Source organism: Microbacterium sp. RU1D (assembly GCF_900156435.1).
In the GTDB taxonomy this organism is placed as follows: domain Bacteria; phylum Actinomycetota; class Actinomycetes; order Actinomycetales; family Microbacteriaceae; genus Microbacterium.
Genome location: NZ_FTPQ01000002.1, coordinates 151,124 through 164,722, shown reverse-complemented (window position 1 = coordinate 164,722; position 13,599 = coordinate 151,124). Strand labels below are relative to the sequence as shown.

Here is a 13,599-nt window from a genome sequence, read left to right as displayed (position 1 = left end):
CCAGCCGATGCGTTTCCCGGTGCAGCGAGCGTTTATAGCGTCGAGATCCTGCGTCCTCGCCGCAGCGGCCGGCGGCCCCCTGCGGCGCCCGGGAAACGGCCCGCCGCACCCGCTAGACTGGCTCCCGAACCACAGCAACCTTTAACCCCGTCCCGTGAGGCGGAGAAGGGAGCGGCGGATGAATACGCGCACCGTCATGCACGATGCCGATATCGCCCGCGCTTTGACGCGCATCTCGCACGAGATCCTCGAGTCCAACAAGGGACCGGAGGGACTCGTCCTCCTCGGCATCCCGACCCGCGGCGTCACGCTCGCGAACAGGATCGGCCCCCTCGTCAGCGAGTTCGGCGGCGCCTCCGTCCCGGTCGGCTCTCTCGACGTGACGATGTACCGCGACGATCTGCACCGCAATCCCACGCGGGCCCCGCGCAAGACCGAGATCCCCGCCGGCGGCATCGACGGCAAGACCGTCGTGCTCATCGACGACGTGCTGTTCTCGGGCCGGAGCATCCGCGCCGCGCTCGACGCCCTGCAGGACATCGGACGCCCCGCCGCCGTGCGCCTCGCGACGCTGATCGACCGCGGCCACCGGGAGCTCCCGATCCGCCCCGATTTCGTGGGCAAGAACCTCCCCAGCGCCCGCGACGAGCGCGTGAACGTGCGCCTCGCCGAGATCGACGGCATCGAGGAGGTGACGATCGAGTCATGAGGCACCTCCTCGACACCCAGCATCTCTCGCGCGCCGACGCCCTCGAGATCCTCGACGTCGCCGAAGACATGGCCGACACCCAGCGCCGCGAGGTGAAGAAGCTCCCGACGCTGCGCGGCAAGACCGTGGTCAACCTCTTCTTCGAGGATTCCACGCGCACCCGCATCTCGTTCGAGGCCGCCGCGAAGCGCCTGTCCGCCGACGTCATCAACTTCTCGGCGAAGGGCTCGAGCGTCAGCAAGGGCGAATCACTGCAGGACACCGCGCAGACGCTCCAGGCGATGGGGGCGGATGCCGTCGTCATCCGTCACGGAGCCTCCGGCGCCCCGCGCACCCTCGCAACGTCGGGCTGGATCAGCGCGGGCGTGGTCAACGCCGGCGACGGCACGCACGAGCACCCCACGCAGGCCCTGCTCGACTCCTTCACCATCCGCAAGCGCCTGCACGGCGACGCCAGCCGCGGCCGCGACCTCGACGGCATCCGGGTCACGATCGTCGGCGACGTGCTGCACTCGCGCGTGGCGCGCTCGAACGTGTGGCTGCTGCACACCCTCGGTGCGCACGTCACACTGGTCGCGCCGCCGACGCTCGTACCGCAGGACGTCAGCGGATGGCCGGTCGAGGTGGACTACGACCTCGACCACGCGATCGCGGCCGGTCCCGACGCGCTCATGATGCTCCGCATCCAGCTCGAGCGCATGTCGGCCGCGTATTTCCCGACTGAACGGGAGTATTCCCGGCGCTACGGTCTCGACGCGCGGCGCTTGCAGGCCCTCCCGGGCGGTAGCATCGTTCTACACCCCGGTCCGATGAACCGGGGCCTGGAGATCTCCGCCGAAGCCGCCGATTCCCCGCGCTCGACGGTGCTCGAGCAGGTCACGAACGGTGTCTCCGTGCGGATGGCCGTGCTGTACCTGCTGCTGGCGGGCGAGCGGCCCGACAGCGAGAGAGAGGACCTCCGATGAGCCACGCCACCCCCCAGACCCTTCTGGTGCGCGGCGCGCGCGTCGAAGGTCAGGATGCCACCGACCTCCTCGTGCGCGACGGCGTCATCGCCGAGACCGGCTCCGGTCTGTCGCACGTCGGCGCCACGGTCGTCGACGCCGACGGGCTCATCGCCCTTCCGGGTCTCGTCGATCTGCACGTGCACCTGCGCGAACCCGGCTACGAGGCGTCCGAGACGATCCTCACCGGCTCGCGCGCGGCCGCGGCGGGCGGGTTCACCACCGTCTTCGCGATGCCGAACACCTCTCCCGTCGCCGACACCGCCGGCGTCGTCGAGCAGGAGCTCGCCCTGGGCGAGGCGGCCGGGTACGTGCACGTGCAGCCGATCGGCGCCGTCACCGTCGGGCAGAAGGGCGAGCGCCTCGCCGAGCTCGGCGCGATGGCGGACTCCCGCGCCCGCGTCCGCGTCTTCAGCGACGACGGCTTCTGCGTGTTCGACCCGCTCATCATGCGCCGGGCGCTGGAGTACGTGAAGGCATTCGACGGCGTGATCGCGCAGCACGCGCAGGATCCGCGCCTGACCGAGGGCGCGCAGATGAACGAGGGCGCCGTCTCGGCCGAGCTCGGTCTCACCGGCTGGCCGGCCGTGGCCGAGGAGTCGATCATCGCGCGCGACGTCCTGCTGGCCGAGCACGTCGGCTCCCGCCTGCACGTGTGCCACCTGAGCACCGCGGGTTCGGTCGACATCATCCGCTGGGCCAAGAAGCGCGGCGTGAACGTGACCGCCGAGGTCACCCCGCACCACCTGCTGCTGACCGATGAGCTCGTGCGCGACTACGACGCGCGGTTCAAGGTCAACCCGCCGCTGCGCCGCGAGGAGGACGTGATGGCCGTGCGCGAGGGCCTCGCCGACGGCACGATCGACATCGTCGCGACCGACCACGCCCCGCACCCGACCGAAGCGAAGGCGTGCGAGTGGGCCGCCGCGGCCAACGGCATGGTGGGCCTCGAGAGCGCGCTGCGCGTCGTGCACCACGCCATGGTCGACACCGGCCTGCTCGACTGGACCGACGTCGCCCGCGTGATGTCGAGGACCCCGGCGCGCATCGGCCGCCTCGACGGCCACGGCACCCCGGTCGCGGCCGGGCAGCCGGCGACCTTCACGCTCTACGACCCGCGCCCGCAGCGCACCTTCGGCCTCGACGACCTGCGCGGACGCAGCACCAACTCGCCCTACCTCGGCCGTGAGCTGCCGGGCGAGGTGCGCTGGACCGTGCGCGCCGGCATCCCGACCGTCGTCGACGGCGCCGTGCTCGAGGCGCCCGGGATGCTCTCGTGACGCGCGAGGGCGCCCTGCTCGTCATGGTCGGCGTCGCCGTCGTGCTTCTCGCGGTCCTCGCGTACGCGTGGTGGCGACGAACGCGGCGCGATGCGCGCTACTCCGCCCCGGTGGGGGAGCTGCCCGCGGACGCCGTCGAGACGGCGGTGTTCTCCGGGCTGTACGTCGCCACGACCCGACACGACGAGCCGCTCGAGCGTCTCGCGATCTCGGGTCTCGGTTTCCGCTCCCGCGTCGACGTCACGGTCACCTCGGCCGGCGTCGCCCTCGACCTGCCGGGCCAGCCCCGCATCGCGCTCACCCGCGACCGCCTCGTGGATGCCGCTCAGGCCACCGTCGCGATCGACCGCGTGGTCGAGCGCGACGGCCTCGCGCGCATCAGCTGGCGCATCGACGACGACACGATCGTCGACACCTACCTCCGCCCTCAGGAGGCCTCGGCCAAAGCACTGGCCGACGCCATCCGCCCCCTCACCTCGACAGGAAGCGACGCATGACCTCCCTGATCCCTTCCTCGCTCACCACGCGAGAACCCGCCGTCCTCGTGCTCGAAGACGGCACCCGTTACACCGGCCGCGCGTACGGCGCACGCGGCGAGACCCTCGGCGAGGTCGTCTTCGCCACCGGCATGACCGGCTACCAGGAGACGATCACCGACCCCTCGTACGCCGGCCAGATCGTGCTGCAGACCGCCCCCCACATCGGCAACACCGGCGTGAACGACGAAGACCCCGAGTCTCGGCGCATCTGGGTCGCCGGCTACGTCGTACGCGACCCCTCGCGCACGGTGTCGAACTGGCGCGCGAACCGCTCACTCGACGACGCGCTCGTCGAGGACGGCATCGTGGGCATCTCCGGCATCGACACCCGCGCCGTGACCCGCCGCATCCGCTCCTCGGGCAGCATGCGCGGCGGCGTCTTCTCGGGCGAGGCCGCCGGCCTGGATGCCGACGAGCAGCTGCGCCGCGTGCGCGAAGCACCCGGCATGGCGGGTCGCAACCTCTCCGCCGAGGTCTCGGTGACCGAGGTCGAGGTCACCCGCGCCACGACCGAGCGCATCGGCAACCTCGCCGTGCTCGACCTGGGCGTGAAGAAGTCGACGATCGACAACCTCGCCGCCCGCGGCTTCGACGTGCACGTCTTCCCGCAGTCGGCCACGATCGACGAGATCCGCGCCATCGAGCCGGTCGCGGCGTTCTACTCCAACGGCCCCGGCGACCCCGCGGCATCCGACCAGCACGTCGAGCTGCTGCGCGAAGTGCTGAGCGACGGCCTGCCGTTCTTCGGCATCTGCTTCGGCAACCAGCTGCTCGGCCGCGCCCTCGGCTTCGGCACGTACAAGCTGCCGTTCGGCCACCGCGGCATCAACCAGCCCGTGCTCGACAAGACCACCGGCCGCGTCGAGATCACCTCGCAGAACCACGGCTTCGCCGTCGACGCCCCCCTCGACCAGGTCGTCGACAGCCCGAACGGCTTCGGCCGCGTCGAGGTGAGCCACATCGGCCTGAACGACAACGTCGTGGAGGGCCTGCGCGCCCTCGACATCCCCGCGTTCAGCGTGCAGTACCACCCCGAGGCCGCCTCGGGCCCGCACGACGCCAACTACCTGTTCGACCGCTTCCGCGACATGGTGATCGCGAACCAGGAGACCAAGACCAATGCCTAAGCGCGACGACATCACTTCCGTCCTCGTCATCGGCTCCGGCCCGATCGTCATCGGCCAGGCCTGCGAGTTCGACTACTCCGGCACCCAGGCGTGCCGCGTGCTGCGCGAAGAGGGCGTGCGCGTCATCCTCGTCAACTCCAACCCGGCGACGATCATGACCGACCCCGACTTCGCCGACGCGACCTACATCGAGCCGATCACCCCCGAGGTGATCGAGTCGATCATCGCGAAGGAGAAGCCGGACGCCGTGCTCCCCACGCTCGGCGGACAGACGGCCCTGAACGCGGCGATCCAGCTGCACAAGCGCGGCATCCTGGAGAAGTACGACGTCGAGCTCATCGGCGCCGACTTCGACGCGATCAACCGCGGCGAGGACCGCCAGATCTTCAAGGAGCTCGTCATCGAGGCGGGCGCCGACGTGGCGGCATCCGTCATCTGCCATTCGATGGACGAGCTGCTCGCCGGCGCCGAGAAGCTCGGCTACCCGCTGGTCGTCCGCCCCTCGTTCACGATGGGGGGTCTCGGGTCGGGCTTCGCGTACGACGAGGCCGACCTCCGCCGCATCGGCGGCGCGGGTCTGCACGACTCGCCCACCAACGAGGTGCTGCTCGAGGAGTCGATCCTCGGGTGGAAGGAGTACGAGCTCGAGCTCATGCGCGACACCGCCGACAACACGGTGGTCGTCTGCTCGATCGAGAACGTCGACCCGGTCGGTGTGCACACGGGCGACTCGATCACCGTGGCGCCCGCGCTCACCCTGACCGACCGCGAGTACCAGCGCCTGCGCGACATCGGCATCGACATCATCCGCGCGGTGGGCGTCGACACCGGTGGCTGCAACATCCAGTTCGCCGTGGACCCGGCGACCGGCCGCATCATCGTCATCGAGATGAACCCGCGCGTGTCGCGGTCGAGCGCGCTCGCGTCGAAGGCCACGGGCTTCCCGATCGCCAAGATCGCCGCGAAGCTCGCGATCGGCTACCGCCTCGACGAGATCCCGAACGACATCACCAAGGTCACCCCGGCGAGCTTCGAGCCCACGCTCGACTACGTCGTGGTGAAGGTGCCGCGCTTCAACTTCGAGAAGTTCCCGGCCGCCGACACCACCCTCACCACCACCATGAAGTCGGTGGGCGAGGCCATGGCGATCGGTCGCAACTACACCACCGCTCTGCAGAAGGCGCTGCGGTCCCTGGAGAAGCGCGGCTCGAGCTTCCACTGGGGCGAGGAGTCGCGCTCGGTGGAGGAGCTGCTCGAGATCGCGAAGACCCCGACCGACGGCCGCATCGTCGTGCTGCAGCAGGCGCTGCGCAAGGGGGCGACGCCCGAGCAGGCGTTCGAGGCGACGGCGATCGACCCGTGGTTCATCGACCAGATGGTGCTCATCAACGAGGTCGCCACCTTCATCGGCGAGGCCGCGGAACTGGATGCCGACACCCTCCGCGTCGCGAAGGAGCACGGCTTCAGCGACGCCCAGATCGCCGAGATCCGCGGCCTCGACGAGGCCGCCGTTCGCGAGGCCCGGTACGCGCTCGACGTGCGCCCGGTCTACAAGACCGTCGACACGTGCGCGGGGGAGTTCCCGGCCCTCACGCCGTACCACTACTCCTCGTACGACGCCGAGACCGAGGTCAGCCCCTCCGAGCGCACCAAGGTCGTCATCATCGGCTCGGGCCCTAACCGCATCGGTCAGGGCGTCGAGTTCGATTACTCGTGCGTGCACGCCTCCTTCGCCCTCTCGGATGCCGGCTACGAGACCGTCATGGTCAACTGCAACCCCGAGACCGTGTCGACCGACTACGACACCTCCGACCGCCTGTACTTCGAGCCGCTGACGCTCGAGGACGTGCTCGAGGTGCTGCACGCCGAGAGCCAGTCGGGCACCATCCTCGGCGTGGTCTGCCAGCTCGGCGGCCAGACGCCGCTGGGCCTGGCGAAGGGCATCGAGGCCGCGGGCTACACGATCCTCGGCACGAGCCCCGAGGCGATCGACCTCGCCGAGGAGCGCGAGCTGTTCTCGCGCCTGCTCGATGACGCCGGTCTCATCGCGCCGCGCAACGGCACTGCGATCGATGTCGAGGGCGCGGTCACCGTGGCCGAAGAGATCGGCTACCCCGTGCTCGTGCGTCCGAGCTTCGTGCTCGGCGGCCGCGGCATGGAGATCGTCTACTCGACCGAGGCGCTGCGCGACTACTTCGTGCGCGTGGCCGACCAGGCGATCATCGGCCCGGGCCTGCCGCTGCTCGTCGACCGCTTCCTCGATGACGCGATCGAGCTCGACGTCGACGCGCTCTACGACGGCACCGACCTGTACATCGGCGGCGTGATGGAGCACCTCGAGGAGGCCGGCATCCACTCCGGAGACTCCTCCTGCACCCTGCCCCCGGTGAGCCTCGGCCGCACCGAGGTCGACCGCGTGCGCGAGGCCACCCTCGCGATCGCGAAGGGCGTGGGCGTCCGCGGCCTGCTCAACGTGCAGTTCGCGATCTCGGCAGGCGTCCTCTACGTCATCGAGGCGAACCCGCGCGCCAGTCGCACGGTCCCCTTCGTGTCGAAGGCGCTCGGCATCCCGCTCGCGAAGGCCGCCAGCCGCATCATGGCCGGCAGCACGATCGCGGAGCTGATCACCGAGGGGCTGCTGCCCGCGCAGGACGGCTCCCGGGTGCCGCTCGACGCCCCCGTCGCCGTGAAGGAGGCCGTGCTGCCGTTCAAGCGGTTCCGCACCGCCGACGGCCACACCGTCGACAGCGTCCTCGGACCCGAGATGCGCTCCACCGGCGAGGTCATGGGCCTCGACCGCGACTTCCCGACCGCGTTCGCGAAGTCGCAGGAGGCCGCGTACGGCGGCATGCCGACCTCGGGCACCGTGTTCATCTCGGTCGCCGACGCCGACAAGCGCGCCGTGATCCTGCCGGCCCACCGCCTGCAGGAGCTCGGCTTCTCTCTGCTCGCGACCGAGGGCACCGCCGAGATCCTCGCGCGCAATGGCATCCGGGTGAAGGTCGTCGAGAAGTACTCCGAGACGCAGGGCTCCGGCCAGCAGAACGTGGTCGACCTGATCAACGCCGGCGAGATCGACATGATCGTCAACACGCCCTCCGGCGGCACCGCGCGCGCCGACGGCTACGAGATCCGCGCCGCGGCCGTGGCCGCCGACAAGGCGCTGTTCACCACGATGGCCGTCCTCGGCGCCGCGGTGAGCGCCCTCGGCGCCATGAAGGACGGCTTCGCGGTCCGCAGCCTCCAGGAGCACGCCACCGACCGCGCGGGACGCCTGTGAGCGACACGTTCGGTCAGCGACTCCACGCCGCCCTGGACCTGCACGGCGCCCTGTGCGTCGGCATCGACCCCCACGCCGCACTCCTGTCGGCGTGGGGGCTGGATGCCACGGCCGAGGGCGCGCGGGAGTTCGGCCTGCGCACGGTCGAGGCGGCCCAGGGGCGGGTCGGCGTGGTCAAGCCGCAGGTGGCGTTCTACGAGCGCTACGGCTCGCGCGGCTTCGCCGCCCTGGAGGACGTGATGGCCGCCGCACGCGACGCGGGGCTCCTCGTGATCGCCGACGCCAAGCGCGGCGACATCGGCACGACCATGGAGGGGTACGCCCACGCCTGGCTCGAGCCCGGTTCGCCCCTCGAAGCGGATGCCGTGACCCTGTCGCCGTACATGGGCGCCGACTCTCTGCGCGACACGCTGTCGCTCGCGGTGCGCCACGGCAAGGGGGCGTTCGTCCTCACCGCGACGAGCAACCCGGAGGCGCGTGCGCTCCAGAGCGCGATCGTCGACGACGCCCTCGCCATCGGCGACCACGAGCACGTGGCGGCGCGCGTCGCTCGCGACGTCAACGAGGCCAACGTCGGCGCCCCGGGTGCTCTCGGCCCCGTCGGCGTCGTCGTGGGGGCCACCGTCGACCGCGCGGCCTTCGGTCTCGGCGACATGGCCCTCGCGGGCATGCCGATCCTCGCGCCGGGGTTCGGTGCGCAGGGTGCTGCGCCGTCCGACCTCGCCCGCCTCTTCGGGTACGTGGCCTCGGCCGTCGTCGCGAACGAGAGCCGGAGCATCCTCGCGGTCGGGCCCGAGCGCCTGGCCGCCCGTATCGACGAGCGCGCCGCGCTCTACCGGGAGTCCCTGCATGGCTGAAACCCGTCGTCCGCCCGAGGTCGACCGTGCCGCCGCCTCGCGCCGCGCCGTCGAGGCCCGGCGCGAGCGCGCCGCGCTCAAGCGCGACGTCTCCACGCGCGTGATCTCGCCGCAGGAGCTGCTGCGCCGGGGGCTCGCCGACCCGCTGTCGCCGGCGGGCGCGATGCGCGTCACGGAGTTCCTCACCGCGATTCCGGCGATCGGCGAGAGCAAGCGCGACCGCATCCTGGCATCCCTCGGCATCTCGCCGGTGAAGCGCCTCGGGGGCCTCGGCACCCGCCAGCGCGATGCTCTGCGGGCCTTCCTCGACGCGCGCTGGCCCGAGCCGGGGCCGCGCGACGGGCGCAGCCGCCTCATCGTGCTGGCCGGGCCCACGGCCGTCGGCAAGGGCACGGTCGCCGCGCACATCAAGGAGAACTACCCCGAGATCCACCTGTCGGTGTCGGCGACCACGCGCGCTCCGCGCCCGGGTGAGGTCGAGGGCGAGCACTACTACTTCGTCGACGACGCCGAGTTCGACCGCCTGGTCGCGTCGGGGGAGCTGCTGGAGTGGGCCGTCGTGCACAACAAGCACCGCTACGGCACCCCGCGCGGTCCCATCGAGCGCGTCCTCGCGGACGGCGGCACGGCCCTGCTCGAGATCGACCTGCAAGGTGCACGTCAGGTCCGCGCGGCCGACCCCTCGGCCACGCTCGTGTTCCTCCTGCCACCCAGCTGGGACGAGCTCGTCCAGCGCCTCGTGGGACGCGGGACCGAGGATGCCGAGGAGCGCGCCCGACGCCTGCGCACCGCCCGCGTCGAGCTCGCGGCGCAGAACGAGTTCGACTACCGCGTGGTCAACGACGAGGTGGCGCACGCCGCCGCCCAGGTCGTGGCCCTGGCGTCCGCTCAGCACTGACCCGCGAGTGTCCGGCGCCTCGTGGCGCGCCGCCGACGGGTTCGGGGCGCGATTTTCGGTGTGGGGCGCGTGATCTCGCGCCCCGAACGGAAGAACGCGCCCCGAACCCGGCTGAGCCGAACCACCCGACACCCCTCGGCACAGGCCGCGCGGGCGTCGGCTAGAATAGGAGGATGCTTCGGCGCTCCAGCGCCGCATCCACCCCATCCGCCGAACCAGGAGGTTCCCCATGGCCGGACGTGACAAGGGCATCATCGACCCGCCCATCGACGCTCTGCTCGACAAGGTCGACTCGAAGTACCAGCTCGTCATCTACGCGTCCAAGCGTGCGCGTCAGATCAACGACTACTACTCCGACCTGCACGAGGGCAACCTCTTCGACAACGTCGGCCCGCTCGTCGACTCCACCGTCGAGGACAAGCCGCTGACCATCGCTCTGCACGAGATCCACGAGGACAAGCTGCGCCTTCGCGCCGCCGAGTGATCTGTTCACAGATGTGACGTTGCCCCGGGCGGCCTGGCGCCACCCGGGGCATACTTGTGCCCGTTCCCCGCTCGCAACCACCCCGGAGTCGTCTTGACCGACCTGCGCCTGTTCACGTCCGAGTCCGTCACCGAAGGACACCCCGACAAGATCTGCGACCAGATCTCCGACAGCATCCTCGATGCGATCCTCACCGACGACCCCACCGGGCGCGTGGCCGTCGAGACCCTCGTCACCACGGGCCTCGTCCACGTCGCGGGCGAGGTGTCGACCAGCGCCTACGTCGAGATCCCCGCGATCGTGCGCGACGTGGTCAACCGCATCGGCTACACCTCGAGCGACACCGGCTTCGACGGCGAGTCGTGCGGCGTGAGCGTGTCGATCGGCGCGCAGTCGTCCGACATCGCCGCCGGCGTCAACAAGGCCTTCGAGCAGCGCGAGCGCGGCTCCGTCGACCCGCGCGACCTGCAGGGCGCGGGCGACCAGGGCATCATGTTCGGCTTCGCGACGAACGAGACCCCCCAGCTCATGCCGATGGCCGCGTGGACCGCCCACCGCGTCGCCGAGCGTCTGGCATCCGTCCGCAAAGACGGCTCGCTGCCGTTCCTGCGCCCCGACGGCAAGACACAGGTGACCCTCGGGTACGACGGCTTCACCCCCCGCACCGTCGACTCGGTCGTGCTCTCGACGCAGCATCACCCCGACATCTCGCAGGAAGACCTGCGCGCCGAGGTGCAGGCCGCGGTCATCGATCCGGTGCTGGCCGAGACGGGCCTCGCGCTGCCCGACGTGAAGTACTACATCAACCCCGCGGGCCCCTTCGTCATCGGCGGGCCCAAGGGCGATGCCGGGCTCACCGGACGCAAGATCATCATCGACACCTACGGTGGCGCTTCGCGCCATGGCGGTGGCGCCTTCAGCGGCAAAGACCCGTCCAAGGTCGACCGCTCGGCCGCCTACGCGATGCGCTGGGTCGCCAAGAACGCCGTGGCGGCGGGCCTCGCCGACCGCCTCGAGGTGCAGGTCGCGTACGCGATCGGCAAGGCGAACCCCGTCGGTCTGTACGTGGAGTCCTTCGGCACGGCGCACGTCGCCGACGACGTCATCGTGCGGGCGATCCGCGAAGTGTTCGATCTGCGTCCGGCGGCGATCGTCGAGCAGCTCGACCTCCTTCGCCCGATCTACGCGCAGACCGCGACGTACGGCCACTTCGGCCGCGAGCTGCCCGGCTTCACGTGGGAGCGCACCGACCGCGTCGACGAGCTGCGCGCGGCCGCCGGTCTCTGACGGTGGGTGGGGGAGTGCGCCCCGCCCGCGTCGGGGGTGCCTGCGGGAGGCGCTCGCGCGGCGACGACCTCCCGGCTGAGGGTGTCGGCCGCGAGGACGCGCACTCGTGAGCGAGCGCCGCGTCGCGCGCGTGCAACTCGAATCCCCCGTACCGCAGCTCGACCGCCTGTTCGACTACGCCATCCCGCATCCCCTGGTCGCCGACGTGGCGCCGGGGGTGCGGGTCAAGGTGCCCCTCCGGTCGGCCGGACGCATGATGGAGGCCTTCGTCGTCGAGGTCACGGCCGACGACGGCACCGAACGACCACTGTCGTCCGTCGAGGCGGTGGTGTCGACGACCCCCGTGCTGCCGGCGCGGCTGTACACGCTCGCTCGACGCGTCGCCGATCGCGCGGCGGGTTCGGTCAGCGACATCCTGCGCTTGGCCGTCCCGAAGCGCATGGTGCGCGCCGAGAAGGCCTGGGCCGCGGCCCCCGCTCCCGAGACGCCCGACGTCGTGCCGGCGGCTCGTGACCACGCCGACGCGGTCCTCGGCGCCTACCCCGGCCTCGGCGCCGCCCTCGACGCGGGAGAGCGTCTGGCGGTCGACGCCCCACCGCACCCGCATGCCGAGCTGCCCCGTGGTGCCTGGGCCGACCTCCTCGCCGCCGCGGCCACCCGCACGTTGGCGCGCGGCCGGAGCGCCGTGCTGGTCGTGCCCGATTACCGTGATCAGGCGCAGCTGCTGGCGGCCCTGACCGAGCTCGTGCCGGCGGAGGCGATCGTGCGCGACGACGCCGACCAGTCCGGCCCCGCCCGCTACGGGCAGTACCTGCGCACCCTGGCCCCCGTCCCCTGCATCGTCGTCGGGCGCCGCTCGGCGGTGTACGCGCCCGCGCACGACACGGGACTGGTCGCGCTGTGGGACGACGGCGACTCGCTCCTCGCCGAACCGCTCTCGCCGGGCGTGCACGCGCGCGACGCCGCTCTCGTGCGGCAGGAGCTGGAGCACTCGGCGCTCGTCTTCGCCGGGCACACGCGCACGACCGACGTACAGCGGCTCGTCGACGTCGGCTATGTGCGCGAGGTGCCGCAGGCGCGGCGGCCCAGCCCGCGCGTCGTGCTCAGCGCGACGCGCGAGGGCGAGCAGCGCCAGTCGCGCGTGCCGTCGTCGGCCTTCGCCGCCGCGAGGGAGGCTTTGCAGCACGGTCCGGTGCTCGTGCAGGTCGCGCGCCCGGGCTACGCGCCGTCGCTCGTGTGCGCGGACTGCCGCCGCCCGGCGCGGTGTCAGCACTGCGCGGGTCCCCTCCGGGCCGCCCGCCCGGGGGCCGTGCCCGTGTGCGCCTGGTGCGGCCGCAGCGCCCACGCGTGGTCGTGCGGTCACTGCGCCTCGGCGAAGCTGCGGATGGCCTCCTCGGGCAGCGAGCGCACGGCCGACGAGCTCGGCCGCGCCTTCCCGAACACGCGCGTCATCGTCGCCGACGGTGCGCACCCGGTCGCCGAGGTGGACGCCGCCCCGGCCCTGGTCATCGCCACGCGCGGCGCCGAGCCGCTCGCGCGCGGCGGCTACCGCGCCGTGATTCTGCTCGACGGCGACCGCATGCTGCAGAACGAGGCGCTGCGCATCGGCGAGCACTGTCTTCGCTGGTGGTCGAACGCCGCGGCGCTGGCCGCCCCCGGAGCGCCCGTCCACCTCGTCGGCGTGGCCGGTCCGGTCGCGCGGGCGCTCGCGACCTGGACGCAGCCCGCCTACGCCCGCGCCGAGTTGGCCGACCGTGCACCGCTCCGGATGCCGCCGGCGGTCCGCGTCGCGAGCGTCGACGGACACGCCCGGAGCGTCGACACGCTCCTGACCTCCCTGCGCGAGACGGTGCCGGATCTCGACGCCCTCGCCATCCTCGGTCCGGTCGACACCTCGACCGACCCCGACACCGCGACGGCCCGGGCCCTGGTGCGCTTCGACTACGCCCGCGGGCGCGCGGTCGCGGAGGCGCTGCGCGCCGGGGTCATCGCCGATGCCCTGCGCGCGCGAAAGTCCCGCAAGGATCGCGGCCCCCGCCCGCGCAGTACGCTCAGAGTCCGCCTCGACATCCCCGAGCCCGACCTCTGAGCGCGCCGTCACCCGCCCGCCCGCTTCCGAGAGTCTGAGGAGAAC

11 protein-coding genes are annotated in these 13,599 nt (G+C 71.8%); all 11 read left to right on the top strand.

Annotated features, from left to right (window positions below; genetic code table 11):
• Positions 1-178: 178 nt before the first annotated feature.
• The 11 genes from pyrR (at position 179) to B0B15_RS09425 (ending at position 13,554) form a co-directional block, all read left to right on the top strand.
• Positions 179-709, top strand: coding sequence for a bifunctional pyr operon transcriptional regulator/uracil phosphoribosyltransferase PyrR (gene pyrR, locus B0B15_RS09475; protein ID WP_076675516.1), 531 nt, complete (start codon positions 179-181; stop codon positions 707-709).
• Positions 706-1,674 carry an aspartate carbamoyltransferase catalytic subunit gene (locus B0B15_RS09470; RefSeq protein ID WP_076675514.1) on the top strand — a complete coding sequence of 323 codons (969 nt, stop codon included), beginning with the start codon at positions 706-708 and terminating at the stop codon, positions 1,672-1,674. The genes pyrR and B0B15_RS09470 overlap by 4 nt, the downstream gene beginning before the upstream one ends.
• Positions 1,671-2,993, top strand: coding sequence for a dihydroorotase (locus tag B0B15_RS09465; RefSeq protein ID WP_076675512.1), 1,323 nt, complete (start codon positions 1,671-1,673; stop codon positions 2,991-2,993). The genes B0B15_RS09470 and B0B15_RS09465 overlap by 4 nt, the downstream gene beginning before the upstream one ends.
• Positions 2,990-3,490 (top strand): PH-like domain-containing protein, encoded by a 501-nt coding sequence (locus tag B0B15_RS09460; RefSeq protein ID WP_076675511.1) that lies wholly within the window; start codon positions 2,990-2,992, stop codon positions 3,488-3,490. Before B0B15_RS09465 ends, B0B15_RS09460 begins: the two co-directional genes overlap by 4 nt.
• Positions 3,487-4,659: a glutamine-hydrolyzing carbamoyl-phosphate synthase small subunit gene (carA, locus tag B0B15_RS09455; protein WP_076675509.1), complete on the top strand. Its 1,173-nt coding sequence runs from the start codon at positions 3,487-3,489 to the stop codon at positions 4,657-4,659. Before B0B15_RS09460 ends, carA begins: the two co-directional genes overlap by 4 nt.
• Entirely contained in the window at positions 4,652-7,939 is a 3,288-nt protein-coding gene (gene carB / locus B0B15_RS09450) for a carbamoyl-phosphate synthase large subunit (protein ID WP_076675507.1), read from the top strand. The genes carA and carB overlap by 8 nt, the downstream gene beginning before the upstream one ends.
• Entirely contained in the window at positions 7,936-8,796 is an 861-nt protein-coding gene (gene pyrF, locus B0B15_RS09445; RefSeq protein WP_076675506.1) for an orotidine-5'-phosphate decarboxylase, read from the top strand. The genes carB and pyrF overlap by 4 nt, the downstream gene beginning before the upstream one ends.
• A complete protein-coding gene (gene gmk / locus B0B15_RS09440; RefSeq protein WP_076675504.1) occupies positions 8,789-9,694 on the top strand; it encodes a guanylate kinase in 906 nt (301 codons plus the stop codon). Before pyrF ends, gmk begins: the two co-directional genes overlap by 8 nt.
• A gap of 229 nt (positions 9,695-9,923) precedes the next feature.
• Positions 9,924-10,178, top strand: coding sequence for a DNA-directed RNA polymerase subunit omega (rpoZ, locus tag B0B15_RS09435; protein ID WP_055837405.1), 255 nt, complete (start codon positions 9,924-9,926; stop codon positions 10,176-10,178).
• A 93-nt stretch (positions 10,179-10,271) separates the two neighbouring features.
• A complete protein-coding gene (metK, locus tag B0B15_RS09430; RefSeq protein ID WP_076675503.1) occupies positions 10,272-11,465 on the top strand; it encodes a methionine adenosyltransferase in 1,194 nt (397 codons plus the stop codon).
• Positions 11,466-11,571: 106 nt separating this feature from the next.
• On the top strand, positions 11,572-13,554 hold the full coding sequence (locus tag B0B15_RS09425; RefSeq protein ID WP_076675501.1) for a primosomal protein N' family DNA-binding protein: 1,983 nt from the start codon (positions 11,572-11,574) through the stop codon (positions 13,552-13,554).
• Positions 13,555-13,599: the final 45 nt, after the last annotated feature.

Coding starts and splice junctions, on each gene's coding strand:
- rpoZ (WP_055837405.1), top strand. CDS start 9,924: ATGGCCGGACGTGACAAGGGCATCATCGACCCGCCCATCGACGCTCTG.
- pyrR (WP_076675516.1), top strand. CDS start 179: ATGAATACGCGCACCGTCATGCACGATGCCGATATCGCCCGCGCTTTG.
- carA (WP_076675509.1), top strand. CDS start 3,487: ATGACCTCCCTGATCCCTTCCTCGCTCACCACGCGAGAACCCGCCGTC.
- B0B15_RS09470 (WP_076675514.1), top strand. CDS start 706: ATGAGGCACCTCCTCGACACCCAGCATCTCTCGCGCGCCGACGCCCTC.
- gmk (WP_076675504.1), top strand. CDS start 8,789: ATGGCTGAAACCCGTCGTCCGCCCGAGGTCGACCGTGCCGCCGCCTCG.
- carB (WP_076675507.1), top strand. CDS start 4,652: ATGCCTAAGCGCGACGACATCACTTCCGTCCTCGTCATCGGCTCCGGC.
- B0B15_RS09465 (WP_076675512.1), top strand. CDS start 1,671: ATGAGCCACGCCACCCCCCAGACCCTTCTGGTGCGCGGCGCGCGCGTC.